At 70.0% G+C, this 22,438-nt stretch carries 21 protein-coding genes; 9 read left to right on the top strand and 12 right to left on the bottom strand.

What is annotated here, in order from left to right; all coding sequences use genetic code 11:
• The first annotated feature begins 69 nt into the window (after positions 1 to 69).
• The gene (locus tag H0524_RS01040; protein ID WP_180196969.1) at positions 70 to 813 is read left to right on the top strand and encodes an antibiotic biosynthesis monooxygenase; all 744 of its coding nucleotides are present in this window, start codon (positions 70 to 72) and stop codon (positions 811 to 813) included.
• A 63-nt stretch (positions 814 to 876) separates the two neighbouring features.
• Here H0524_RS01040 and H0524_RS01035 read toward each other — a convergent pair whose 3' ends face one another.
• The 5 genes from H0524_RS01035 to H0524_RS01015 all read right to left on the bottom strand — a co-directional run bounded on the left by H0524_RS01035 (position 877) and on the right by H0524_RS01015 (position 6,926).
• Positions 877 to 2,760 (bottom strand): hypothetical protein, encoded by a 1,884-nt coding sequence (locus H0524_RS01035; RefSeq protein ID WP_180196968.1) that lies wholly within the window; start codon positions 2,758 to 2,760, stop codon positions 877 to 879.
• The gene (locus H0524_RS01030; protein WP_018725060.1) at positions 2,735 to 3,091 is read right to left on the bottom strand and encodes a 4Fe-4S dicluster-binding protein; all 357 of its coding nucleotides are present in this window, start codon (positions 3,089 to 3,091) and stop codon (positions 2,735 to 2,737) included. The genes H0524_RS01035 and H0524_RS01030 overlap by 26 nt, the downstream gene beginning before the upstream one ends.
• A gap of 66 nt (positions 3,092 to 3,157) precedes the next feature.
• Entirely contained in the window at positions 3,158 to 3,952 is a 795-nt protein-coding gene (locus tag H0524_RS01025) for a DUF3050 domain-containing protein (RefSeq protein WP_180196967.1), read from the bottom strand.
• Between the two features lie 50 nt (positions 3,953 to 4,002).
• Positions 4,003 to 5,505, bottom strand: a complete 1,503-nt coding sequence (locus H0524_RS01020) for a glutamine synthetase family protein (protein WP_180196966.1) — start codon at positions 5,503 to 5,505, stop codon at positions 4,003 to 4,005.
• On the bottom strand, positions 5,502 to 6,926 hold the full coding sequence (locus H0524_RS01015) for an amidase family protein (protein ID WP_309224969.1): 1,425 nt from the start codon (positions 6,924 to 6,926) through the stop codon (positions 5,502 to 5,504). Before H0524_RS01015 ends, H0524_RS01020 begins: the two co-directional genes overlap by 4 nt.
• A 238-nt stretch (positions 6,927 to 7,164) precedes the next feature.
• Between H0524_RS01015 and purB the strand changes: the two genes are divergently transcribed.
• Positions 7,165 to 8,451, top strand: a complete 1,287-nt coding sequence (gene purB, locus H0524_RS01010) for an adenylosuccinate lyase (protein ID WP_180196965.1) — start codon at positions 7,165 to 7,167, stop codon at positions 8,449 to 8,451.
• Positions 8,435 to 8,836 carry a GNAT family N-acetyltransferase gene (locus H0524_RS01005; protein WP_180196964.1) on the top strand — a complete coding sequence of 134 codons (402 nt, stop codon included), beginning with the start codon at positions 8,435 to 8,437 and terminating at the stop codon, positions 8,834 to 8,836. The genes purB and H0524_RS01005 overlap by 17 nt, the downstream gene beginning before the upstream one ends.
• Positions 8,837 to 8,919: 83 nt before the next feature.
• Here H0524_RS01005 and H0524_RS01000 read toward each other — a convergent pair whose 3' ends face one another.
• Together H0524_RS01000 and H0524_RS00995 are read right to left on the bottom strand one after the other, a co-directional pair.
• A complete protein-coding gene (locus tag H0524_RS01000) occupies positions 8,920 to 10,689 on the bottom strand; it encodes an ABC transporter ATP-binding protein (protein WP_180196963.1) in 1,770 nt (589 codons plus the stop codon).
• A gap of 97 nt (positions 10,690 to 10,786) precedes the next feature.
• Positions 10,787 to 11,107 carry a non-heme iron oxygenase ferredoxin subunit gene (locus H0524_RS00995; RefSeq protein WP_180196962.1) on the bottom strand — a complete coding sequence of 107 codons (321 nt, stop codon included), beginning with the start codon at positions 11,105 to 11,107 and terminating at the stop codon, positions 10,787 to 10,789.
• A 237-nt stretch (positions 11,108 to 11,344) separates the two neighbouring features.
• On the opposite strand from H0524_RS00995, the gene H0524_RS00990 reads away from it, so the two are divergent.
• Both H0524_RS00990 and H0524_RS00985 read left to right on the top strand, forming a co-directional pair.
• On the top strand, positions 11,345 to 11,755 hold the full coding sequence (locus tag H0524_RS00990; protein ID WP_018725052.1) for a VOC family protein: 411 nt from the start codon (positions 11,345 to 11,347) through the stop codon (positions 11,753 to 11,755).
• 69 nt (positions 11,756 to 11,824) lie between these two features.
• Positions 11,825 to 12,622, top strand: a complete 798-nt coding sequence (locus H0524_RS00985; RefSeq protein ID WP_180196961.1) for a VOC family protein — start codon at positions 11,825 to 11,827, stop codon at positions 12,620 to 12,622.
• Between the two features lie 84 nt (positions 12,623 to 12,706).
• On the opposite strand, the gene H0524_RS00980 is transcribed toward H0524_RS00985, so the two are convergent.
• The 3 genes from H0524_RS00980 to H0524_RS00970 form a co-directional block, all read right to left on the bottom strand.
• The gene (locus H0524_RS00980) at positions 12,707 to 14,269 is read right to left on the bottom strand and encodes an alpha/beta hydrolase (protein ID WP_180196960.1); all 1,563 of its coding nucleotides are present in this window, start codon (positions 14,267 to 14,269) and stop codon (positions 12,707 to 12,709) included.
• An 85-nt stretch (positions 14,270 to 14,354) separates the two neighbouring features.
• On the bottom strand, positions 14,355 to 15,476 hold the full coding sequence (locus tag H0524_RS00975) for a nucleotide disphospho-sugar-binding domain-containing protein (protein ID WP_180196959.1): 1,122 nt from the start codon (positions 15,474 to 15,476) through the stop codon (positions 14,355 to 14,357).
• Entirely contained in the window at positions 15,473 to 16,480 is a 1,008-nt protein-coding gene (locus H0524_RS00970; protein ID WP_180197120.1) for a methyltransferase, read from the bottom strand. The genes H0524_RS00975 and H0524_RS00970 overlap by 4 nt, the downstream gene beginning before the upstream one ends.
• Positions 16,481 to 16,772: 292 nt before the next feature.
• Between H0524_RS00970 and H0524_RS00965 the strand changes: the two genes are divergently transcribed.
• The 4 genes from H0524_RS00965 (at position 16,773) to H0524_RS00950 (ending at position 20,465) form a co-directional block, all read left to right on the top strand.
• Entirely contained in the window at positions 16,773 to 17,699 is a 927-nt protein-coding gene (locus tag H0524_RS00965) for a putative sugar O-methyltransferase (RefSeq protein WP_180196958.1), read from the top strand.
• 94 nt (positions 17,700 to 17,793) lie between these two features.
• Positions 17,794 to 18,780 carry an NAD(P)-dependent oxidoreductase gene (locus H0524_RS00960; RefSeq protein ID WP_180197119.1) on the top strand — a complete coding sequence of 329 codons (987 nt, stop codon included), beginning with the start codon at positions 17,794 to 17,796 and terminating at the stop codon, positions 18,778 to 18,780.
• A gap of 11 nt (positions 18,781 to 18,791) precedes the next feature.
• Positions 18,792 to 19,403 (top strand): dTDP-4-dehydrorhamnose 3,5-epimerase family protein, encoded by a 612-nt coding sequence (locus H0524_RS00955; protein WP_180196957.1) that lies wholly within the window; start codon positions 18,792 to 18,794, stop codon positions 19,401 to 19,403.
• Between the two features lie 48 nt (positions 19,404 to 19,451).
• Positions 19,452 to 20,465: a Gfo/Idh/MocA family protein gene (locus tag H0524_RS00950; RefSeq protein WP_180196956.1), complete on the top strand. Its 1,014-nt coding sequence runs from the start codon at positions 19,452 to 19,454 to the stop codon at positions 20,463 to 20,465.
• A 65-nt stretch (positions 20,466 to 20,530) separates the two neighbouring features.
• On the opposite strand, the gene H0524_RS00945 is transcribed toward H0524_RS00950, so the two are convergent.
• Both H0524_RS00945 and H0524_RS00940 read right to left on the bottom strand, forming a co-directional pair.
• A complete protein-coding gene (locus H0524_RS00945; protein WP_180196955.1) occupies positions 20,531 to 21,265 on the bottom strand; it encodes an ElyC/SanA/YdcF family protein in 735 nt (244 codons plus the stop codon).
• Positions 21,266 to 21,406: 141 nt separating this feature from the next.
• The gene (locus H0524_RS00940; RefSeq protein ID WP_180197118.1) at positions 21,407 to 22,438 is read right to left on the bottom strand and encodes a glycosyltransferase; all 1,032 of its coding nucleotides are present in this window, start codon (positions 22,436 to 22,438) and stop codon (positions 21,407 to 21,409) included.

Here is a 22,438-nt window from a genome sequence, read left to right as displayed (position 1 = left end):
CCGCCCAGCCCGGAAAATCCCGCGCGGCGTAGACCCGCCGCGTGTTCCAGTGGAGCGAGGAGACGACGTATGCCCTTCATCGACCCCGAGAACGGCTACCTGACCGTCATCAACCTGTTCAAGACCGACACCCCCGAGCGAGTGGATCGACTCGTCGGCGAGATGAAGGCGATCGTCGACACCGCGGACTACCCCGGTTGGATCTCCAGTACCGTGCACCGGGGCCGGACCGAGCCGGGGACCGCCAACTTCATTCAGTGGCGTGGCAAACAGGATCTGGAGTCGCGGTACGCCGGCGACGAGTTCAAGCACCGTACGGTTCCGGTGTTCCACGAGATCGCCACCTTCATCCGGTTACTGCAGACCGAGGTGGAGGTGAGTCAGCGCCACCCCACGCTCGGTGCGGTCACCGAGATCTCACCGGCCCGCGACGACTACACGGTGATTGAGATCCTCGGCGTGGCCCCCGCTGATCAGGACGAGCTGATCGGCACCCTGGGCGCGGCCCATCAGTGGCTGGTGGACGTACCGGGCTATCGCTCGCAGAGCCTGCTCCGCGGCATTCGGGCCCGGGGCGTCCAGGGCGGTGGCAGTGGTCTGGCCGCCGTCGGCGAGGAGCGGGACTTCGTGGTGGTCTACTCCCAGTGGGACAGCCCGGAGGCCTTCGACGCGTTTCGCACCCGACCCGCCGCCGACCAGCCCACGGCCCGCCGTAGGTCGCTGGAGAAGCGGAACTCCCTCACGACCACCACCAGCTGGAACACCTATCGGGTCGTCCACACCCGGTCCAGCGCCCAACCCGCGTCGGCCTGACCTTCCCCGGTATCCGGTCGCGGCCCGTGCGGGACACGGGCCGCGACCGGATACCGCACCGCGCTACTGGCCGGTGATACTCGCCCAGTGCCACTGGCTGTCGAAGGCGGCGATCTCGAGGGCGGTGCCGGCGGCGACCAGCGCGGCCGCCTGGGTCGTGGCGGTGGCGATGAAGTCCGAGGCCCGATGCGCGGCGAGCAGGTCCTGCTCGTCGAAGGGCCGCCCCGCGCAGCGCAGCAGCCGCAGGTCGACGAAGCCGGCGAAGGCGCGGCCCAGCACCACCACCGGCTGCGGGCTGCGGATGCTGAACCGTACCCGGGCGGCGACGTGACCGTGGTGGTGTTGGTCGGAGTGGTACGCGAGGTCCGGGATGGTGGGCGGGGCGAAATAGTCGCGGTCCACCACCTCCGGTACGGGCGGCAGGTTGCCGGCGACGAAGTGCCACGAGTTGTACTGCATGCGCGCGGCCATCGACCAGGCGGCGTCGGCCAGGTGCGCGACGGAGTTCCCGAAGTGCCGCCGGGCCGCTGGCGCCGGCACCACGCAGCAGAAGAAATGCGGGATGTCCCAGGAGACGATCGTGCCCCACCGTTCGTCCCGCAGCGCCGCGACCAGCCTGGTCAACGACCGCATCCCCCGGCTCATCGCGAAGTCGGCGTCGAAGACCGTGGTCGCCGCGGCGACGGTTTCGTACACCAGGGACTCCAACCCGGTCCCGAAGTCGCCCCGCGGTTCGGCCAGCCAGCCCGGCGATGCCGCCACCGCAGCACCCAGCTCGCGCAGGGTCTCGCCAGCGATGGGGAGCCGGTCGCGCAGGTGGGCGCTGAGCGTCGCCTCCGTGCGCCGGGCCCGCCCCGGGTCGGGCCCGGCGACCCGCTCGATCTTGTGCATCAGGGGCCCGTGGATGTCCCGGTATAGCTGTACCCGGGTGCTGATCTCCCGACGGCGGCGAGCGATCGCCACCGCCAGCGCGTCGAGCGCTGTCACCGTGGCCGAGCCGGCCGGCGGAACCGGATCACCACCGGGGATCTCGTTGTACGCCACCCGGGTCCGTTCCAGGAGGTGGGCCACGTGGTCGAGGGTCAGCTGGGTACCGTTCGCCTCCTCGATCCGGGCGTACCCCGCCGACCGGACCAGCAGCGTGAGCGACACCACCAGCAGCACGTCGTCGTCGGCCCACAGGTCGAGTGGGACGGTGACCAGCGCACTCAGTGCGCAGTCCGGATGTCCCGGCCACAGCGTCTTGCCGGTCAGGGTGTTTCGGTCGCGGAAGTTGGTGTACTGCCGGTCACCGCAGTAGAACACCACCGGAGCGGTGCGGCGAACCGCCTCGATCAGCTCCGCGAGCAGCTTCGCCCGGCCGTCCGGCCCGGCCTCGGCGAGCCAACGGCGACCGTCGGCGACCGAGTCGCGTAGCCGGGCGGCGGTGGCGGTGAGCTCGGCCTGGTAGGCGGCCAGGTCCCGGGTCGACCACGGCACCCGCAGCACCCCGCCGACCAGGTCGTCGGTGCTGGTCAGCGGTCCCTGAGACGGAACACGTACGGCGATCCGGCCGCTCCTGGTCAGCCCCACCTCGCCGAGGAAGGCCGTACCGGCGGGGTCTGCCGGTCGGGCCCGCGGATCGTCCCCGCGCCACGATCGGCCGAAGAGCACCCGGACCGCGCACTCCGCCGCGGTGTGCAGCGCCCGTAGTTGGATCTCGGCCGGCACGTGCCCGCCGAGGGTCAGCAGCGTCTCCACCGCCACCGCCGGGTCCGGCGCGGCTGCCGCCTGCTGCCAGACCCGGTCCAGCAGGCCGGGGAAGCCGGCATCGTTGCCGACCGGATAGTCGGGTGTGGCGGTGGCGCCGGCCTTGTGGCCGAGTCGGCTCGGCCGTCGGCTCTGCCGCGCCTTCGCCAGGGCAGCCCGGCGGGACAGCCCGCTATCCGGCTCTACTGGCAGTGTCATGCCCATCCTCCGTGGTCAGGCCGATGTGATCCCAGAGCTGGTCGTCGGTTGGTGTCCACTGCGGATCGGGGTAGATGCAGTCGACCGGGCAGACCAGTACGCACACCGGGCAGCCGGAGCAGAGCTCGGGGATGATCACGACGTCGAGTCCCCGATCGAAGATCGCCCCGAATTCGGGCGGGCAGTTGCGCAGGCAGGTGTCGCACGTGATGCACTCGGATTTCTCGATCCGGCGCGGTGGCTTCTTCCACGCCTCGTTGCGGGTGCGCTGCGTGATCCGCGCGTCCCGCGCGGCGCCTGCCTGGGCAGCGGCCTCTCGTGTCCACGGCATCCTGCTCACCTCCTGCTGGGGCGCCCCGGGCCGACCAGCGGCGGCCCGGAGCGAAGTTCCCCTCGGTCAATGGGCGGACCGCCGGAGCTGCGCGGAGATGCCGTCCCACAGCTGGGTCCGCGCGGCCAGGGCGGTGTTGACGGTTTCCTTGCACTGCTCCCACCGGTCTTTGTCGTCCCCGCACAGGTCGGCGAGCATCTGCATCGCCATCGGCGTGTGCTCCTCGCTGTCCACCTGAATGTGCCGCCGGAGGTAGTCGACGAAGGTGGAGAGCACGCCGACCCCGGCGTCGAGCGCGGCGACCTGGTCGAACATCTCCGGGATCAGGTCCTCCCGGCCGAACGCGAACGCCGCGGCCTGGCAGTGCACCGGGGCGTGCTCGATGAACCGCCAGGTGGTGCCGATGAACTCGGCCGCCGGGCCGGGGACGCCGGCCTTGGTGATCGCCTCGGAGACCGGCACGCCGGCGCGCAGCAGGCCGATGAAGGAGTCGATCCCGCGGGTGTCGGCGCCGGCCTGGCGCATGCCGTCCACGTACAGCTCGAAGTGGCTGATGTAGCCGTCGCCCAGCTCGTCGCTCTCCTCCACCAGGGTGATGTCGTTGATCAGCCGGCTGCTGTTGCGCTGCCCCGACGGCACCCAGGGCACCTCGACGCAGGTGAGCTGCCGTTGCAGCGACTTGAGTAGGGACATGAAGTCCCAGACCGCGTAGACGTGGTATTCCATGAAGGTGACCACCGCGTCGACACTGTCCAGTTGCCCGTACACCGGGTGGCCAAGCACCTTCTGCCGGGCCGGCTCGATGGTGTCCTTGAGCATGTCGATGGCCGGGGTCGATTCGCCCCAGTCGTACCGTGACATCGCCTTTTCCTCTCGTCTCGCCCTACGGTCCGGCCCACCGGGCCGGGTGGTCAGAAGACCCCGAAGTACTCGCGGTGCTCCCACTCGGTGACGGAGTCGGTCGCCGGGTGCTCCGTTGCGCACCAGGCGCGGAACCGGGACGCCTCGCTCTCCTTGAGCTTGCGCAGGCAGTTCTTCAGCGGCGCGCCGAGCAGCTCCTCCGCCCGGGTGCTCTCGCCGAACGCGGCCAGTGCCGCGTCAAAGGAAGCCGGCAGCGCCGGGGCCGGCGCACCAGCCGGGGCAGCGTCCGCCGAGTCCAACCCGGCCAGGCCCGCGTGTAACTGCGCGGCGATGACCAGGTACGGGTTTGCGCACGGTTCCCCGATCCGGTTCTCGACATGGGTTGCGCTGCCGGCGTTGAACACCCGGACCATGGCGCTGCGGTCCTCCTCGCGCCAGTCGACGGAGGTGGGGGAGAGCGGGAAGCGCGGCGAGAGCCGGTGGTAGCCGTTGACGGTCGGGACGGACAGCAGGCAGAACTCGCGGGCATGGGCCAGCAGCCCCCGCACGTAGGCCGCGCCCGCGGCGGAGAGCGGGCCCGCGGCGCCGTCGTCCGGCGCGAACAGGTTGCGGTTCGTCGTCGTGTCGACAACCGACTGATGCAGGTGCCAGCCGCTCGGGTCGAACCCTTCCAGACCGGGGAGGGTCATGAACGACGCGTGGTAGCCGCGGCGCCGGCACTCCTGCTTGACCTGGGTCCGGAACAGCAGCATGGCGTCCGCCGCCGCCAGCGCCAGCATCGGGTCGAAGGTGGTCTCCAACTGCCCCGGCCCGGACTCGTGTTCGATGGTGCGCAAGGGCAGGCCGAGTGCCATGAGCATGGCCGCCAGGGGGTCGGCGAGGTCGGCCACGGCGTCGTAGTAGCTGTCCAGGTTGAACTGGTATCCGGCGTTCATCGCCGCCACCGCCGGGGCGGCCCCCTGCCGGCCGAACCCGTTGCCCGCGTTCCCCACCGGTCCGGCGACCAGGCGAGTCAGGTACCACTCGACCTCAAGTCCAATCACGGGTGCCAGGTCGCGTTCGGCATAGCGAGCACAGACCCGGCGCAGGAGGTGACGGGTCGCCAGCGGGTGTGGCGAGCCGTCCCGGAGGTACTCGTCGCCGATCACCCACGCGGTCCGCCGGTGCCCGCGGGGCAGCACCTGGAACGTGCGTGGGTCCGGGACCAGGACGAAGTCGCCCGCGCCCAGCAGTTCCGCCACCCCGACGCCGGGGTCGGTGCGGAAGTCCACGGCGACGGCGTGCCCGGTGTCGAAGAGGAACGGCCCGGGGCTGAAGTCCAGACCGTTGCGTAGCACGGTACGGAAGACGTGCGCCGGTACGGTTTTGGAGCGGGCCAACCCGTGCGGATCACAGAAGGCGACCCGGACCAGGTCGACCTCGTCGAGCGCCGCCTCGACCTTCTCGGCGGCGGCGATCTGTTCGTCGTTCCAGCGGCCGAACTCGGCCACGAACGAGGGCCGCCCGACGCCGCTGTTGTTGTCGGGCACAGACCAGGTCCTGGACATCGTCATCGCTCTCCTTGGAAGTTGCCGCCCGGCCATGGCATCTCGCGGGCCAGCTCCGCTTCCAGCCGGGTGGCTGCCTGGAGCACCAGGTCGTCGTCGCCGACCCGACCCACGAGCTGAACCCCCACCGGGAGCCCGTGGGGCGTCACCCCGGCGGGCAGGGAGAGGGCCGGCTGGCCGGTGAGGTTGAACGGGTAGGTCGCGGGTGACCACGCGAGCCACCGCAGACCGTCGGGGTCGGTGGTGGCGGGCGGGGCGACGGCCTCAGCGGCGAAGGGTGTGATCGGGACGGTCGCCATCGCCAGCAGGTCGTAGCGCTGCATCACGTGGTGCAGCCGGGCCCGCAGCGCCATCCGGGTCTCTTCGGCGCGGAGGACGGCGGCGCCGGTGAGCGTGCGCCCGTACCGGATGAGCGCGAGCCGGCCCGGGTCGCAGAGCCGCTCCTCCGCCGCCGGAGTCGCTGCAGCGGCCTCGGCGGCGGCGAGGAGGTCCACGAGCGCGCCGTAGGGATCGGTGAACGGCACCGCGATGCGCTCGACCCGGTGTCCCAGTCGGGCCAGTGCCGGGTCCACCATGTCCGTGACCGCCCGGACCGCATCGGTTGTCCCAGGGAAGTCGAGCCAGCCGATCCGTAGCGCGGCCGGAGCGGCCGTTGGCGCGGTCGCTCCCGCCACCGAGTCCGGGTCCTGGTGGTCCGGACCGACCAGCACCGCCATCAGGGTGGTGATGTCGGCGACCTCGGTTGCTAGCGGCCCCAGGTGGGACAGGCGCTCGGCGCCGGGTGGCACGTAGGGGACCCGGCCGAAGGAGGGCTTGAACCCGACCACGCCGCAGAATGCCGCGGGGATGCGGATCGATCCAGCCCCGTCGGTCCCGATCGCCGCGGTGCTGAGCCCGGCTGCCACCGCAGCGGCCGAGCCGCCACTCGACCCGCCGGCCGTCCGCTCCGGTGCCCACGGGTTGCGGGTCGGGCCGGCGACCCGGCTTACCGTGCTGGCGCTCCACCCGTGTTCCGAGGTCGCGGTCTTGCCCACCAGGATGGCGCCCGCCGCCCGTAGGCGGGCTACCGCCGGTGCGTCCACCGCCGGTCGGCGGTTGGGCACCAGCGACCCGCGTCGGGTGGGCAGGTCTCGGGTCTGGATGAGGTCCTTGATCGCGATCGGGACTCCGAGTAGCGGCCGGTCTCGGAAGGCGGCCGCACCGAGAGCGGAGAGGAGCTGGTCGGCCGCGTCCGCCTCGTCGCGGACGCGGTCGTCGGCGACCGCCACGAACGCCCCGATCGTCGGGTCGATCTCCCGGATCGCCGCGAGTACGTCCTCGAGATGCTCGGCAACTGTCGAACCGCCGGTGAGAAACAGCTGTCTCGTCTCCCGGACAGACCGGCAAACCGGGGTTCGAATGGCGGGAAGCGTGAATGCGGGCACCACCCCAATAAAGGCCGTCGCCGCTCGTTGGGCAAGTGTTCGGGAGGGGCGCGGCGGTCCGGATGGCAACTCCGAAGAAAAGATTTCCGGTGCTCCTCGGATCCGCCTCGTTCAACTGACGAAAAGCTACGAAGACCTGGAAGGCAAGTATGGATAAGTTTTGGATCAGTGCTGTACTGTGCGCCGGGGGAATCGCTACTCTGCGGCTCATGGGTCCGGTTCTCGTTAGGGGTTCATGGTCATGATTTCTCGTTATTCTCTGCCGGAGATGGCCGACCTCTGGTCGGACGAGGCGCGCTATACCACCTGGTCGAAGGTGGAGCTCCTCGCGACCCAGGCGCAGGCGCTGCTGGGCCGGGTCCCCGAGCCGGCCCTGGCCGACATCCAGCAAGCCCGGGTGCCGTCGGTGGCGCGGGTGGCCGAGCACGAGCGCCAGCGGGACCACGAGATTCTCGCCTTCCTCGCGGCCTTCTGCGAGGACATCCCTGCCGACTCGGCCCGGTGGGTCCACCTCGGCATGACCAGTTACGACCTGGTGGACACCGCGCTGGGGGCCACCCTTGCCGGCGCCTGTGACGTGCTGCTCGCGGCGGTGGTGCGGCTGCGCGGTGTGCTGGTGGATCAGGCGCTCGCGCACTGGGAGACGGTCTGTGTCGGCCGTACCCACGGCATGCACGCCGAGCCCACCACCCTCGGGCACAAGCTCGCGGGCTTCGCCTTCGCGCTGGACCGGTCCGTACGGCGGCTACGAGCGGCGCGTGCCGAGGTCGCGGTTGGCACCATCTCCGGATCGGTCGGGACCTATGCGCTCATTGACCCCTTCGTCGAGGAGCACGTCTGCGCCGAGCTCGGCCTTGCGGTGGAGCCCGCGCCGTCCCAGGTCGTGGCCCGGGATCGACACGCGCATTTGCTGCACGCCCTCGCCACGCTCGGCGCCTGCGTGGAGCAGGTCGCCACCGAGGTCCGGCTGCTCTCGCGCAGCGAGGTTCGCGAGGTGGAGGAGCGCCGTACGGCCGGCTACCAGGGCTCCAGCGCCATGCCGCACAAGCGGAATCCGACCTCCAGTGAACGTCTGGTGGGGTTGGCCCGGCTGCTCCGCGGGTACGCGGGTACGACGGTGGAGAACGTGGCGCTGTGGCACGAGCGGGATCTGTCCCACTCCGCCGTGGAACGGGTGGTCCTGCCCGACGCGATGATCGTCGCGCATTTCCAGGCGAGTCGCGCCGCGGATCTGGTGGTGGGGATGGAGGTCTTCCCGGATCGAATGCGGGCCACGGTCGAGGGGAACGGCGGCGTGGTCTACAGCTCCGCGGTCCTGGCCGACCTGCTGGCGGGCGGCACCGAGCGGGAACGCGCCTACCGGTCGGTGCAGGCCGCCGCGAACGGCGCCGCCGCCGGTGACGGAGATTTCGCTACCCTGCTGCGAGCCGAGGGCATCGATGTCGCGCCACTGCACCCGGAGCGTTTCCTGGTTCACCACAACGTCATTCGCAAGCGATTGGAAGATCTCCGTGACCTGGCACATTGAACGCGAGAACGGCGTCGACCTCGATCTGGTTGCGGTCGAGGCGCTGTACCGGTCGTCGGGGCTCGGTGCGCGGCGACCGATCGCGGAGGCCGGCCGGCTGGCCGCGATGGTGCGAAACGCGAACCTGGTGCTGACCTGTCGGGTCGGGGGTGAGCTGGTGGGAATCGCGCGGAGCATTTCCGACTTTTCCTACGTGACGTACCTCTCCGACATCGCCGTGGACCAGGCGTACCAGCGGTCCGGCATCGGCAAAGCCCTCATCGCGGCGACCCAGCAGGAGGCGCCGCAGGCGAAGATCGTCTTACTGTCGGCGCCGGCCGCCGCCGACTACTACCCACACATCGGCTTCACCCCGCACCACTCGGCCTGGGTGCGGAACCCGTAGCGGGTATCGGCAACCAGCGACGAGCGGCGGTGAGCCGCCCCCGTGGTGCCCGGTGTGCCTCTGGTGCCCGGTGTGCGTCGCGCCTAGCGGGCGTCGGCCGGCACCTCGACCTCGCGGTTGACGAGCATCGCGTAATGTCCCCCCAGCTCCACCAACTCGGCGTGGGTGCCGCGTTCGACGATGGTGCCGGCATCCAGCACGATGATCTCGTCTGCGTCGCGGATCGTCGAGAGCCGGTGCGCGATCGTGATCGTGGTACGACCGGCGCTGGCCGCGTCGATGGCCCGCGTGACGGCCTCCTCGGTCTGGTTGTCCAGGGAACTGGTCGCCTCGTCGAGCACCAGGATCGGCGGATCGCGCAGGACCGCCCGGGCGATCGCCAGGCGCTGCCGTTCCCCGCCGGAGAACCGGAACCCCCGTTCGCCCACCACGGTCTGGTACCCGTTCGGCAGCGACAGCAGGTGGTCGTGGATATGTGCGATCTTGGCGGCCGCCACCAACTCGTCGTCGGTCGCGCCGGGCCGGGCGAACCGCAGGTTCTCGGCGACCGAGGTGTGGAACAGGTAGGTCTCCTGGAACACCATGCCGACCGTCGCCGCCAGCGTCTCCGCGGGCAGGTCCCGCACGTCCGTACCGTCGATTGTCACCCGTCCCGACGTCGGGTCGTACAACCGCGGGATCAGGTAGCTGAGAGTGGTCTTGCCGGACCCGGTCTCACCGACGATCGCCAGGCTGCGGCCGGCGGGGACCGCCACGTCGATGTCGCGCAGCGTGGGCCGGTCCGCGCCCGGATAGGTGAAGCCGACCTGGTGGAGCCGGAGTTCCCCCCGCGGCTTCGCGAGGGGGGCGGACCCCGCTGACTCGTCGAGGTCGACGGGCAGGTCGAGGTACTCGAAGATCCGGCCGAACAGGACGAGTGAGGTCTGCACCTCCACGGCGACCTCCACCAGGGAGACCGCCGGCCGCAGCAGGGTCTGCTGCAGGGTGGTGAAGGCGACCAGGGTGCCGATGGAGATCGCCGCCTGACCGTCGCGGCCGTTCAGTCCCGCCACCCAGTACGTCGCCGCCGGCATCGATGCCAACACGATCCAGGTTGTCGCCTGGGTCCAGCGACCGGCCAGGTGTGAGCGGATCTCCAGGTCGGACAGGAGTCGCGATTCCGCGGTGAAGATGTCGGTCAGCGAGCGGGATCTGCCCATCGTCCGGGCCAGCAGCACACCGCTGACGGAGAGCGATTCCTGCACGATCACGGTGATCGCGGCGGCCTGGCGTTGCCGCTCGCGGGTGATGCGGCGGCGCTGGTTGCCGACCCGTCGCCCGACCCAGACGAAGAACGGCACCAGCACCAGCGACACGATGGTGAGACGCCAATCCAACACCAACATCCCAATGATCGTGGCCACGACCACGGTCACGTCGGAGACCAGCGTCGTCGCGGTGGTGGTCACGGTGGCCTGCATGTCGCCGATGTCGTTGGTGATCCGCGACTGCACCTCGCCGGAGCGGGTCCGGCTGAAGAAGGCCAGCGGCATCCGCTGCAGGCGTCCGTAGACGGCGGCGCGCAGATCGTGCATCACCTGCTCGCCGACCTTCGTGGAGAGGTAGGTCTGCCAGACGACGACCGAGCTGTTCGCGACGGCCGCGAGGAGCATGCAACCGACGAGGACGGTGAGTAGACCCGTCCGGCCCTCCGGTAGGGCCACGTCCAGGATCTCTCGGATCAGGAACGGGTTTACCAGGAAGAACAGGGACGAGAGGCCGACCAGGCCGGCGACGACTACCAGGCTCCATCCATATGGGCGGAACAACCGGAGGATGCGCCGTACCGGCACATCAGGGGCGGTGGTGGTCACCCAGCCTCCTCAGTCGGCGCGGGCGGCACGGCGGGTCGTCCCGACCGGTGGCGGTGGGGTGTCGGCAGGTCACCGGGGCGCCGGGGCGCCGCGCCGGTCAGGGCTGGGCTCCGCCGGGGGCGACGTAGACGTCCCCGTCCTCGACCCGTACCCGGTAGGTGCCGACCGGTCGGGTAGCTGGGGGATTGGTCGGCTCACCGGTGCGCAGATCGAAGCAGGAGCCGTGCAGCCAGCACTCGATCGTGCCGTTGTACACCTCTCCCTCGGCGAGCGAAACCTCCGCGTGGGAACACCGGTCGTCGATCGCGTACACCCGTCCCCCGCTCCGAACCACGGCCACCGCGCGGCCCTCGACCTTCACCTCGATCGCGCCTTCGGCCGGAAGCGCCGTCACCGGGCACACCTTGACGAAATCCATCGACCACTCCTCTCGACCACGTTTCGCTTCTGCCGGATGCCGGATGCCGGATGCCGGATGCCGGGTTGCGGGGCTGGTCCGCCGGACGGGAGCCTTCCGCCACCTTGCGCGGCAGTCCTCAGGCCGGGGCCGAGCGGGAGTCGAAACCTGCTGGAGCCGCCGGCTCCCGCCGGTGACCAGGAAGAATGGATCAGGAATCAAGAAGCATCGGGGTCGGACGGCCGTTAGCGTAGCGCTATGAACATCACCATCCACTCGAGCTTTCTGCCGCACGAGAATGCGGAGGCGTCGATCACCTTCTACCGGGAAGTCCTGGGCTTCGAGATTCGAAACGATGTCGGTTACGACGGGATGCGGTGGGTCACGGTGGGCCCGGCCGACCAGCCGCAGACCTCCATCGTGCTCCAACCGCCGGCGGCCGACCCCGGGATCACCGACGGCGAGCGGCGCACGATCGAGGAGATGATGGCGAAGGGCACGTACGCCGGCGTTCTCCTCGCCGCCTCCAACCTCGACGAGGTGTTCGAGCGGGTGCAAGCCAGCGGAGCCGAGGTGGTGCAGGAGCCGATCGACCAGGACTACGGGGTCCGGGACTGCGCCTTCCGGGACCCGGCCGGCAATCTGATCCGGATCCAGCAGGCGGGTTGACCGCGGCGCGGAAGCGTCATTTCCCTCGTTGATCGCAAGCCCACTGATGCCAAGGAGGCCATCACCATCATGCTGTTGCCCGACACGATCACGCTCGGGGCAACCGACGTGCAGGCCGCACCCGCCTTTTATCAATCCGTGTTCGCGGCTACTGCCGTAGGCCATCAGGACGAGCGGGTGGAGTTGGATCTGCACGGCGTGGCCCGGCTCGCCGTGTGCCCGATCGCGGAGCTGGCGGCACAGGCGCAGGCGGAGCCCGTAGCACCGAACTATCGCGGCTACGTCCTCAGCTATGTCGTCAACCAGCCCGACGAGGTGCGGAGCATCCTGGATGCTGCCGCCCGGCACGGCGCGAGTGTTCTCAAACCGGCGAAGAAGGCCATGTTCGCCGGCTTCTCCGGTGCCTTTCAGGCACCGGACGGTGCGGTCTGGAAGCTGACCTCGGCGAAGGCGAAGGCGACCGGGCCAGCCCAGGAGACACCAGTGCCGAATGAGGTCGGTATTCTCCTCGGCGTCGCCGCGACGAAGTCTGCCAAGTCCTTCTATGCGGCCCTGGGCATGGTGGTCGACCGGGACTACGGCAGCAAGTACATCGACTTCCAGCCAAGTCCGGCTGGCTGCCGGCTGGGCCTGATGGACGGAAAGGTGCTGGCCAAGGACGTTGGCACCAAGGAGGACCGCGCCGACTTCCGGGCAGCGGCCTTCGAACGGATGGTGCCCTCGCCGGACGAGGTCGACTCCCTCCTGTCGGAAGTGACCGCTGCCGGCGGCCGGGTCGTCGCCCCGGCTGCGAAATCCGGGTCCGGAGTCTACGCCGGCTACTTCACCGATCCGGACGGCTTTCTGTGGAAGGTGACCTCCGGGTAGTGGCCGGGCTCGACCATGCCAGCCCGCGCGGAACCGAGTCCGCCGGCCCGAGGTGACGGCCGGCGGACTCGTTGACTGTGCCGGTCAGCCGGCTTCCGGAGCTGGCAGCGGATTCGCCTCGCAGCTGGCGTCAACGCCGGTGGTGGCGCTCGGCCGGGTGCCGTCTCGTAGGTAGGCGGTGACGTGGTTGTTGAGGCACTCGTTGGCGTTGGCGGTCAGGGACGCGCCGTGGAATACGCCGCCGCGCTCCAGGACCAGCCGGGAGTTCGGGAACCGCCGGTGCACCTCGTGGGCTCCGGCCACCGGGGTGAGTCCGTCGTGTTCCGCCTGGATCAGCAGTATGTTCGCGTTCTGGTCGCCGACCTTCGTCGGCCGACGGGCTGGCACCGGCCAGAACGCGCACGGAGCGTTGTACCACGCGCTGTTCCAGGTCATGAAGCGGTCTCCGCGGTCGTACTGGCGGCTCAGGTCGGTGTGCCAGCGGCTCCAGCGCCGGGGCCAGTAGCCGTCGACGCACTGCACGGTGCGGTACGTGGCGTGGGTGTTCTGCGCCGCGAAGCCCGGCTCGCCACCGAAGTTCGCCCGCAGCCCGGCCGGGTCACCCCGCAGCACCCAGTCGGCCAGCACCTGCGCATGGTAGGTCCAGACGTAGCTGCGATACACGTTCACCGCGAAGATGTCGTTGTACTCTGCCGGGCCAATCTGGCCGTCGATCGGCGCCTCCCGGAGTGCCGCCATGCCCTGGTAGTAGTTTGCCTCGACCGCCGCGGCCGTGTCGCCCAGGTGGTAGTACGAGTCGTGTTCGGCGATCCAGCTGAAGAAGATCTGCGCGCGCTGCTCGAAGGCCGCATTCGTACGGGACAGTGCGGCGTACCCGACTGTGCTTGGCTGCACCACACTGTCCAGTACCATCCGGCGCACCCGGTCCGGGAACAGGGAGGCGTAGACCGAGCCGAGGTAGGTGCCGTAGGAGTAGCCCAGATAGTTGATCTGCTCCTGACCGAGCGCGGCCCGGATGAGATCCATGTCCCGCGCCGTGTCGGTGGTCCGGAAGTGCCGGAGGGTGTCGCCGTACTTCTCGCCGCAGCTCTCCGCGTACGCGCGGGCCCGCTTCGTCCACACCTTCTCCTCAGCGCGACTGCCCGGAACGTAGTCGGGCCGTGCTTCGCCCGGATACAGGTAGGTGGGGTCGCAGGTGATCGACGGCTCGCTCCCCCCGACGCCGCGGGGGTCGAACCCGATCCAGTCGTAGGTCGAACCCACCTCGGTCGGCAGCCCGCTCCAGCCCTTGGCGAACCGGGTGGGCAGGTCCCGTCCGATGGTGCCGGGCCACTGCCCCCGGTTCAGCAGGACAACACCCTGGTACTCGGATTCCGGCGCGGTGTGCTTGGCCCGGGTGAGGGCCAGGGTGATCTTCTGGCCAGTCGGTCGGGAGTGGTCCAGCGGCACCGCGAGCGAGCCGCACTCCAGCCCGACCAGGTAGTCCTCCATCACCGGGTCGTCGTCCGGGCAGGGGGACCAGGAGATTGTGCTGGCCGGCCGGGCGGTGCTGCCCGCCGTTGGTGCCGCCCCGACCGGGGCGACGGCGATGACCTGTGCCGTGAGGCCCAGTACGACTGCGGTCGCACCAGCGAAGAGTCTTGTCACTATTCCCCCAAACTACTCGTGGGCGTGGTGCCCAACACCTGTTGAGTGCCTTACTCGTCAGCCGGATCATTCGGACTGTCGGGGTTCATCGGGCGGCAGTCAGCGTTTCCATCCGCCGGACGATGTCGGCCGGGGTCGGCAGTACGGCCAGCTCGGCGGCGAGGGCCTGCGCCTGCCGGGCGTACCGCTGGTCGGCGAGTAGCTCTCGGCTGCGGGCGGCCAGTACGTCTGCCAGGTCGTGATCGGCCTGGTGGGGAGCGTGGACCGTCACGGCGGCGCCGAAGTTGGACAGCGCGTCGGCGATCGCTCTGGTGTGGGTGTTCGGGGGAGTGATCACCTGCGGCACTCCCGCGGCGATGACGGCCATCGTGGTGGTGGCGCCGCCGTGGTGGACGGCCAGGTCACAGGTGGGTGCCACGGTATCCAACGGGATCCAGCCGATGCGGATGTCGTCCGCCGTCGCACCGAACTCCTCGGCGACCCGGGTGGGCGCCGCGATCACCACCTCGGCGTCTGCGGCGGTGAGCTGGGCTGCCAGCCGCCGTAACGCGCGGCCGGCGAGCATGCGATGGTGCGTTCCGGAGGTGATCAACACCCGGGGGCGGCCTGGCGGACGGGTGTAGGCCCACCGTTGGAGGCGGCGCTGGGGGTTCGTGGCCACGTAGCGCATGGGGTGCACGTCGGCGGCGGGCGACGACCGTAGCGACGGCGGGCTGACATCAACCACCAGGTCGGGTTCCGGTAGCCCGCCCAGGTTCCGGCGGCTCAGCTCCGGCGCAAGCTCCGCCGCCGCCACCGGGTCGATCTCCGCCATCGGAATCCGCAGATACTCGATGTGCCGTACGAAGGGGACGTCCCGTGCCGCGGCGAGCAGCCCTGCCGCGTAGCTCATCGAGCTACCGACGATGATGTCCGGCCGCCAGTCCTGCGCCAGCTCGTTCAGGCCCGCCAGCGTGGCGGCGGCCATCCTCCCCAGTCCGCGGCCGGTCACCACCAGCTCGTGCGGCGAGTCGACGGTGGCGAGGAAGCGCCGGATCGACGCCGACGTGATCGACACCCCGGGTAGGCCGACCGTCTCCACCGCGTCGATGAGCGGCTCGTTCGTGGCCACCAGTACTTCGTGCCCCGCGTTGCGTACCGCGTGGGCCAGGGCGGCGATCGCATAGACGGTGACGTGGCTGCCGGTGGTGAGGAAGAGGAACCTCATCGCCGGGCGTTGGTCTTCCGTGCGGTGCTGCCGGCCTCGGGGCGGCATTCGGTGACAAACTGGCCCGACGGGCTGTGGCCGGATGCCGTCACGGCGAGGCCGGCGCGCGCGGCGAGGTCCCGGAACTCGTCCAGGGTCCGGGGTTTGCCGCCGGTCTGCACCATCATCAGTAGCCCGGCCGCGGCGGCCGACCGCCCCGGGGAGACCCCGCCGACCACGACCACGCGGCCGTGCGGTGCCGCGGCCTCGGCGCAGCGGGTGAGCAGCGCGACAGCCTGCTCGTCCGGCCAGTCCAGGAGCAGACGCTTGAGCAGGTAGACGTCGGCTCCGGCGGGCAGCGGGTCGAAGAAGCTCTGCCCCTGGACGGCGGCCCGGTCGGCAACCCCCGCGGCCGCGAAGACCTCGGTGGACCGGGCGACCGTTCGGGGCAGGTCAACCAGGGTGCCGCGGACCGTCGGCCGGGCCCGCAGGATTTCGGCGAGCGTCTCGCCGGTACCACCGCCCACGTCAACCACGTGGCCGACCTGAGCCCAGGTGTCGTCGAGGAGGACAGCCGGATCCGATGCCTCGCCGGCCCGCCGACCCATGTTCGCGTCGTAGCTGGCCGCGAGGTCGGAGTCGGCGTCGAGGTCGGCCCAGTAGGAGCGTCCGAAGACGGTCTGGTACCCGGGTTGCCCGGTCCGCACCGTCGCGAGCAGTCCGTTCCAGGCGGCGGCGCTGCGGCCACCGTGGCCGTCCAGAGCCAGGCCGCGTAGCCGGCCGGATCCCAGCAGGGAACGGGCCGCCTCGTTCAGGGCGAACTCGCCCTCGACCGGCTCTGCGAAGACGCCCTTGCCGACCAGGTGGCGTAGGACCCGGGCCAGGCAGTCCCGGTCACACTCGAGGTGGCGGGCGAGCTCTCCGATCTCGGTGACGCCAGCCGCCAGCTGCTCGGCCACGCCCAGGGTTACCACCACGCGTAGGCTCCACGGTGTCGCCAGGTCGCTGAGTGAGTCGACATCCACCTTTTCTGGCACTGAGTCGTCCCTCCACTGTTGGGGTGGCTCGCGGCGGCCCGCGTCGAGGCCATTATCGGCGTGCTGTTGCTCGTTCGAGAATGCGTTCAACCCCTGCTTGCGGGGACCGCGGAAGAACTGTTCATCTGGCGTCGGCGGTCAGTTGAACGTGGAGCACACCGCAACCGTGGAGTTGCGGCGTGTCGGACCAGATGTGAGACTCCGTCCGAGATCGAGTACGTCCACACCGTCCAGCGGGTAAAGCGTTTTCGATACCTTCCCTGGGTGAAAGACGGTCGAGATGACAGACGTATACCGAGCGAGCCGACAGTGGGAACGCATCACTCGGCACTGGTTCACCGAGGACGCGGCAGTAGATCTCTCGCACTTCAAGACGGAGCGGCCGAACCACAAGATGTCGTTGTGGGACCCCGAGGTGAACGGCGTGCGGTATCTCAAGACGCTGGTACACAATCTGGCGACCACCCTTGGTCCGGACGACTGGGCGCGGTTACGTCGGACGGCCCGGCGTGAGGTGGGTGATCCGGTCGCGGTGCGGTGGCACGGAATGCCGGTCTGCCTGGACTACCTGCAGGCCACGCTCGAGGTCGGGTTCATCGAGCGGAGCGTCGACCTGCGGGGGGCCCGGGTGCTCGAGATCGGAGCCGGCTACGGGCGGACCTGTCACACCCTGCTGTCGAACCATGATGTCGCTGCGTACTGCATCGTGGATCTGCGCAGCACCATGCGGTTCAGCCGTCGCTATCTGCGGGCGGTCCTGGACGATGCCCAGTTCGCGAAGCTCCGCTTCGTCCCGGTGGAGGACGGGGACGTGGGGCTGGCACTGAGCGAGAGCGATTTCGACCTCGGCATCAACATCAACTCGTTCGCCGAGATGACCCCGGAGACCGTACGCTGCTATCTCGATCTGATCGACCGTCGGTGCGCGGCTCTGTATGTGAAGAACCCCGTCGGCAAGTACCAGGATCGGAGTCTGGACGGGCATGTGGAGGGCGACGAGGCCCGATGGCAGGCGATGGAGACCGGTCTACTCCGTCAGGTCCTGGATATCCACGACAACCAGGCGGTGCGGGCCGCCGTGCCGGGGTTCCTCGCGGCTTATCGGCCCGGCCCCGCGTGGCGCGATGTTACTGATGCGTGGGCCGTGCCGTGGAGCTTCTACTGGCAGGCCGTCTATCGCCGGAGACGACCGGACGGTGGCGGCTGACCGGCCGTACCGGTGATGAAGCCGGAGGGGCGCGACAACCTGCGACAACCTGCCAACACCGGAGATCGGAGGAGCGGTGGACCGGGAGCCGGCGATGGGCAGTGACCCACCCGTGGTGAGCGTACTGGGAGCGTCCGGCTATCTGGGGTCGGTTGTCACCGCCCGGTTGGCGCAGCTTCCGATCCGGTTGCGGGCCGCGTCACGTCGTCGTAGCCCGCTACCGGAGCAGGTGGTGGCCGAGGTGGAGGTCTGCACCGGGGACCTCACCGAGACCGCATGCCTGGCCGATGCCGTCGCGGGCGCCGACGTCATCCTCCACCTGGGTAAACACAGCGGTGGGTGGCGTGACGCCGACACTCCGGAGGGAGAACGGGTGAACGTGGGCATCGTGCGCGACCTCATCGAGATTCTTGGCCGGCGCCGGCCAACCCGGACCGCTCCGTTGGTAGTGTTCGCCGCGACCACCCTGCAGGTGGGACAGCCCCCGAAGCGGCCGATGACCGGCAGCGAACCGGACCGCCCGGAGACCGCCTACGGCCGGCAGAAGCTGACCGCCGAACGGCTGCTGAAGGCCGCCAGCACGGCGTCGGTCCTGCGTGGGGTCAGCCTGCGGCTGCCGACCGTGTTCGGGCAGAGCTCGCTGTCCCGGGTGGCTGATCAGGGCGTGGTGGTCACGATGGCCCGCCGGGCTCTCGCCGGTCAGCCGCTGACGATGTGGCATGACGGCACCGTTCGGCGGGATCTGGTGTATGTCGAGGATGCCGCGGACGCCTTCCTGGCCGCCATGCGCTGCCCGGATGCGCTGACCGGTCGACACTGGCTGGTGGGCTCTGGCCGCCCGGACACACTGGGCGCGGTCTTCCGTACGGTCGCGAGGTCGGTCGCGGCGCAGACCGGCGAACCGGCCGTACCGGTGGTCTCGGTGCCGGCGCCGGCCCACGCTCCTGTCATCGACTTTCAGAGCATGCAGATCGACCCGACGCCCTTCCAGCGGGTCTCGGGATGGTGCGCACGCACGGAGCTTGCGGAGGCGGTACACCGCACCGTGGCGGCCCTGCTCGACGGAAGTGATCGGCTCTAGGGGGGGATCAGGTGAAGGTCGAGAAGCTCGCGGTCCAGGGTGCGTTCAGGTTTACGCCCGAGGTTTTCGCCGACCGCCGGGGACTGTTCGTGTCACCGTTTCAGCGAGCTCCGTTCGCCGCGGCGAACGGAGGCCCGCTCCTGCCCGTCGCGCAGACCAACCACAGTGTGTCCCGACGGGGTGTGGTCCGCGGCGTCCACTACACCAGCGCTCCACCGGGTACGGCGAAGTACGTCTACTGTGCTGCCGGTGCGGCGATCGACATCGTCGTGGACGTCCGGGTCGGTTCACCGACATTCGGCCGTTGGGACGCGGTGCAGCTGGATTCGCGGGAGTTCCGGGCGGTGTACTTTCCGGTTGGGGTCGGGCACGCCTTCGTGTCCCTCGCCGACGACACCATCATGTCCTACATGCTCACTGGGGCGTATGTCCCGGAGCACGAGCGGGTGGTCTCCGTCTTTGACCCCGCTCTGGGGCTGCCGATCCCCACCGACCTGGAAACGATCGTCTCCGACCGGGACCGGGTGGGTCCGAGTCTGGCGGAGACCGCCGAGGCCGGCCTGCTCCCCGACTACCAGCAGTGCCAGGTGCTGGAGCAGCAGCTGTATCAGGTGGCCCACTGATCGCCGCCGGGCCGGCTACCGGCCGGCTCCAGTGAAGGGAGGTGCCGGATGCCCGCTCTCATCCGGCTGGGAGTTCTGGGGTGCGCCAGCATCGCGCTCCGCCGGTTTCTGCCGGCATTGACCGAAGTGACCGGGATCGAGCTGAGGGCGGTCGCGAGCCGCGACCCCGCCCGGGCCCGTACGGTCGCCGAGCAGTTCGGATGCCGGGCTGTCGACGGGTACGACGAGTTGCTGGACCGGGCCGACATCGACGCGGTGTACATCCCACTGCCCACCGGGCTGCACGCGTACTGGGTGAGCCGGGCCCTGGCAGCCGGCAAACACGTGCTCTCCGAAAAGCCGCTCACCAGTGACCATGTCACCGCCCGCAGGCTGGTGAACCAGGCGGAGCAGGCGGGACTCTGGCTACTGGAGAACTACATGTTTCTCCACCACCGTCAGCACGAGGTGGTCCGCGACCTTGTCGCTGCGGGCCGGATCGGCGCGACCCGGCTCCTCACCGCACGTTTCGGGATCCCGCCACTGGCCCCGACGAACTGGCGTTACCGCGGCGAGTTCGGCGGCGGTGCGCTGCTCGACGTCGGCGTCTATCCGCTGCGCGCCGCCACCTACTTTCTCGGCCCGGAGCTCGACGTCGTCGGCTCGGTGCTGCGGACGAGTCCGGTCCACGGCGTCGACCTGGCCGGCCACGTCCTGCTGGCCACCCCGTCGGGCGTGACGGCCGAACTCTCCTTCGGCTTCGAGCACGCGTACCGATCCTGTTATTCGTTCTGGGGTGAACGGGCGCGACTCACCCTTGACCGGGCTTTCACCCCGCCGGCCACCCGGCAGCCGGTGATCCGGATCGAGGCTGAGGGCCATGCCGAGGAGGTGCGGCTCCCCGCAGATCATCAGTTCCGGAACATCGCGGAGTTCTTCGCCCGGTCCGTGCTCGATGGTGCGGACTACCGTCCGCAGGCGGAAGCGATCAACCTCCAGGCGGAACTGATCGACAAGGTGCGGTCGCGCGCCGTGCGCGTCCCCGCGTCGCACGCGGACGCCCGGAGCGGGTGGATCGGCTGACGGGCGGTGCACCGGGTGCCGCGCTCCGGGAGGATCTCCCGCATCTCCTCCCGGCCCGGGTGGGACTACCGCGGTGGTGGGGCGGTGCTGCCGCGGGCGGCCATGAACTCCGCGACCATCGCCACGAACGCCTTCTTGTCGGTATCCGGAAGGAAGAAGTACGGCGCGATGACCTCGGAGAGCCCGGGCCGTACGAAGGTCATCGGCTGGTCGCGCCGGTGGAGCGGCTCGATGACGCAGACATCCTCGGGGTGGGTGCCCCAGTACGCCATGTCGGTGGCGACCGCGTACCACTGCTGTTCCGTCCCGATCAGACCCTGCGCCCGGGCGACGGTCTGCTCCTTGAGACAGCGGGGAGCATGACTGGCGGCAGTGACCTGCAGCACCCGGTGTACGCCGTGGGCGGCGAAGATGCCGGCTGCGGTCTCCAACTCGGAGACCGTGTTGCCGGCCTGCGGCATGATGATGATGTCCCGCACCGCCTGCCGGAAGGCGGCCCGTTGCGGGCCGGACAGCCGGGCCAGGAGCGGGCGTAGCCGGGGGAACTCCTCGAGGCGGGCGAGGTTCGCCAGGAAGAATCGCCTCGTGTACTCGCCCTCGCTGATGCCGTCGCGCTGGGAGAAGCCGCTGCCCATGACGATGCAGCTGAGCTCGTGATCATGGCTTAGGGTCAGGACCTCCCGCGCCAGCGTGGCCGCGTCGCCCAACCTGTCGTCCCGGGGGCGACCGAGGACCAGGTCCTCCCACGCCTCCGTTTCGAGGTGACGACTGTGCAGAAGGACGCCCACCTTCGTGGTCAATACGGAGCTCCTCCGGTGCGGGCATGCTGGTGTGGTTCAGGATAACCAGCGTCGATCCCTGCTCGGGGAGCCTCGGCCGGGGCCAAGACTTCCCAGCCAAGGCTCCCCGGCCAGGGCTTCCCGGCCAAGGCTGGGCCCCGGCTATCGGCTGGCGACCAGCTTCTCGACCGTGTGCACGACCTCGGCGGGCGGGGGAAGGTCGGCGACCCCGGCGGCCAGGAACCGCGCGCGTTCGGTGTACCCGGGGTCGGCGAGGATTCGCCGGCAACCCGCGGCGATCGCCTCGATCGCCGCCCGGTCACCGTCCGGGGGTACCGGGGCGGCGGTCAGGCCCGCGCCGACGTCGGTGAGGGCCTTCGCGACGGACCGGGAGTAGTCGTTGTCGGGGACGACCAGCTGCGGTGCGCCGGCGTTCAGCACCGTCATCGTGGTAGCCGCCCCGCCGTGGTGTACCGCCAGATCACAGGTGGGGGTGACGACATCCAACGGTACCCAGCCGACACGGACATCGCGGAACTGCGCGCCGAACTCCGCGGCGGCGCGCTCCGGAGCCGCGATCACCACCTCGGCGCCAGCCGCGTTGAGCTGGTCCACCAGATGTCGGATGACGCTGCTGCGCGAATGCAGGAAGAGGTTGCGCGTACCCGCGGTAACCAGCACCCGCGGGCGGTCGGCGGGCCGGGTGTACATCCATGGCTGCAGGCGACCCTGCCGGTTCTTCGGAATCCAGCGCATCGGCCGGGCGCCGGGGGTGGGCGACGGCCGGAGGCCCGGCGGGCACACGTCGATGAACAGGTCGGCCGCCGGTGGCCCGCTCAGGCCCAGTCGCTTCAGGTCGGGTGTGATTCCCGGCTCTGGCCGCAGCGGCACGATGTCCCAGTAGTGGCGCACGTACAGCGCCCGGGTCTCCACGGCGACGAGGCCGGGGACGTATGACAGGCCACCGACCACCACATCGGGCGGCCACTGCCCGGCCAACTCCAGCAGGGCCCGTAACCGGGCCGCGGGCTTTCCCGGATGGGGCGTCGGGACCGCCGGCAACCCGATCGCCGCCGCGGTCTCCAGCAGCGGTTCGTCGGCGGTCAGCAGGATCTCGTGGCCGGCGTTACGGGCCGCGGTCGCCAGTGGGGCGATGCAGAACACGGTGGACTGGCTACCCCCGACGGTGAACAT

This window comes from Salinispora sp. H7-4 (genome assembly GCF_013416675.1).
Classification (GTDB): Bacteria; Actinomycetota; Actinomycetes; order Mycobacteriales; family Micromonosporaceae; genus Micromonospora; species Micromonospora vitiensis.
Note: the sequence above shows the minus strand (reverse complement) of the source record. Positions and strands in the feature narration are given on the sequence as shown.

Bases quoted from the DNA above. Each gene is read 5' to 3' on its own strand.
- H0524_RS00950 (WP_180196956.1), top strand. From the start codon at position 19,452: ATGCCCGCTCTCATCCGGCTGGGAGTTCTGGGGTGCGCCAGCATCGCG.
- H0524_RS00995 (WP_180196962.1), bottom strand. From the start codon at position 11,107: ATGGATTTCGTCAAGGTGTGCCCGGTGACGGCGCTTCCGGCCGAAGGC.
- H0524_RS00940 (WP_180197118.1), bottom strand. From the start codon at position 22,438: ATGTTCACCGTCGGGGGTAGCCAGTCCACCGTGTTCTGCATCGCCCCA.
- H0524_RS00960 (WP_180197119.1), top strand. From the start codon at position 17,794: ATGGGCAGTGACCCACCCGTGGTGAGCGTACTGGGAGCGTCCGGCTAT.
- H0524_RS01030 (WP_018725060.1), bottom strand. From the start codon at position 3,091: ATGCCGTGGACACGAGAGGCCGCTGCCCAGGCAGGCGCCGCGCGGGAC.
- H0524_RS01040 (WP_180196969.1), top strand. From the start codon at position 70: ATGCCCTTCATCGACCCCGAGAACGGCTACCTGACCGTCATCAACCTG.
- H0524_RS00975 (WP_180196959.1), bottom strand. From the start codon at position 15,476: ATGAGGTTCCTCTTCCTCACCACCGGCAGCCACGTCACCGTCTATGCG.
- H0524_RS01035 (WP_180196968.1), bottom strand. From the start codon at position 2,760: ATGACACTGCCAGTAGAGCCGGATAGCGGGCTGTCCCGCCGGGCTGCC.
- purB (WP_180196965.1), top strand. From the start codon at position 7,165: ATGATTTCTCGTTATTCTCTGCCGGAGATGGCCGACCTCTGGTCGGAC.
- H0524_RS00985 (WP_180196961.1), top strand. From the start codon at position 11,825: ATGCTGTTGCCCGACACGATCACGCTCGGGGCAACCGACGTGCAGGCC.
- H0524_RS00990 (WP_018725052.1), top strand. From the start codon at position 11,345: ATGAACATCACCATCCACTCGAGCTTTCTGCCGCACGAGAATGCGGAG.
- H0524_RS01025 (WP_180196967.1), bottom strand. From the start codon at position 3,952: ATGTCACGGTACGACTGGGGCGAATCGACCCCGGCCATCGACATGCTC.
- H0524_RS00965 (WP_180196958.1), top strand. From the start codon at position 16,773: ATGACAGACGTATACCGAGCGAGCCGACAGTGGGAACGCATCACTCGG.
- H0524_RS01020 (WP_180196966.1), bottom strand. From the start codon at position 5,505: ATGACGATGTCCAGGACCTGGTCTGTGCCCGACAACAACAGCGGCGTC.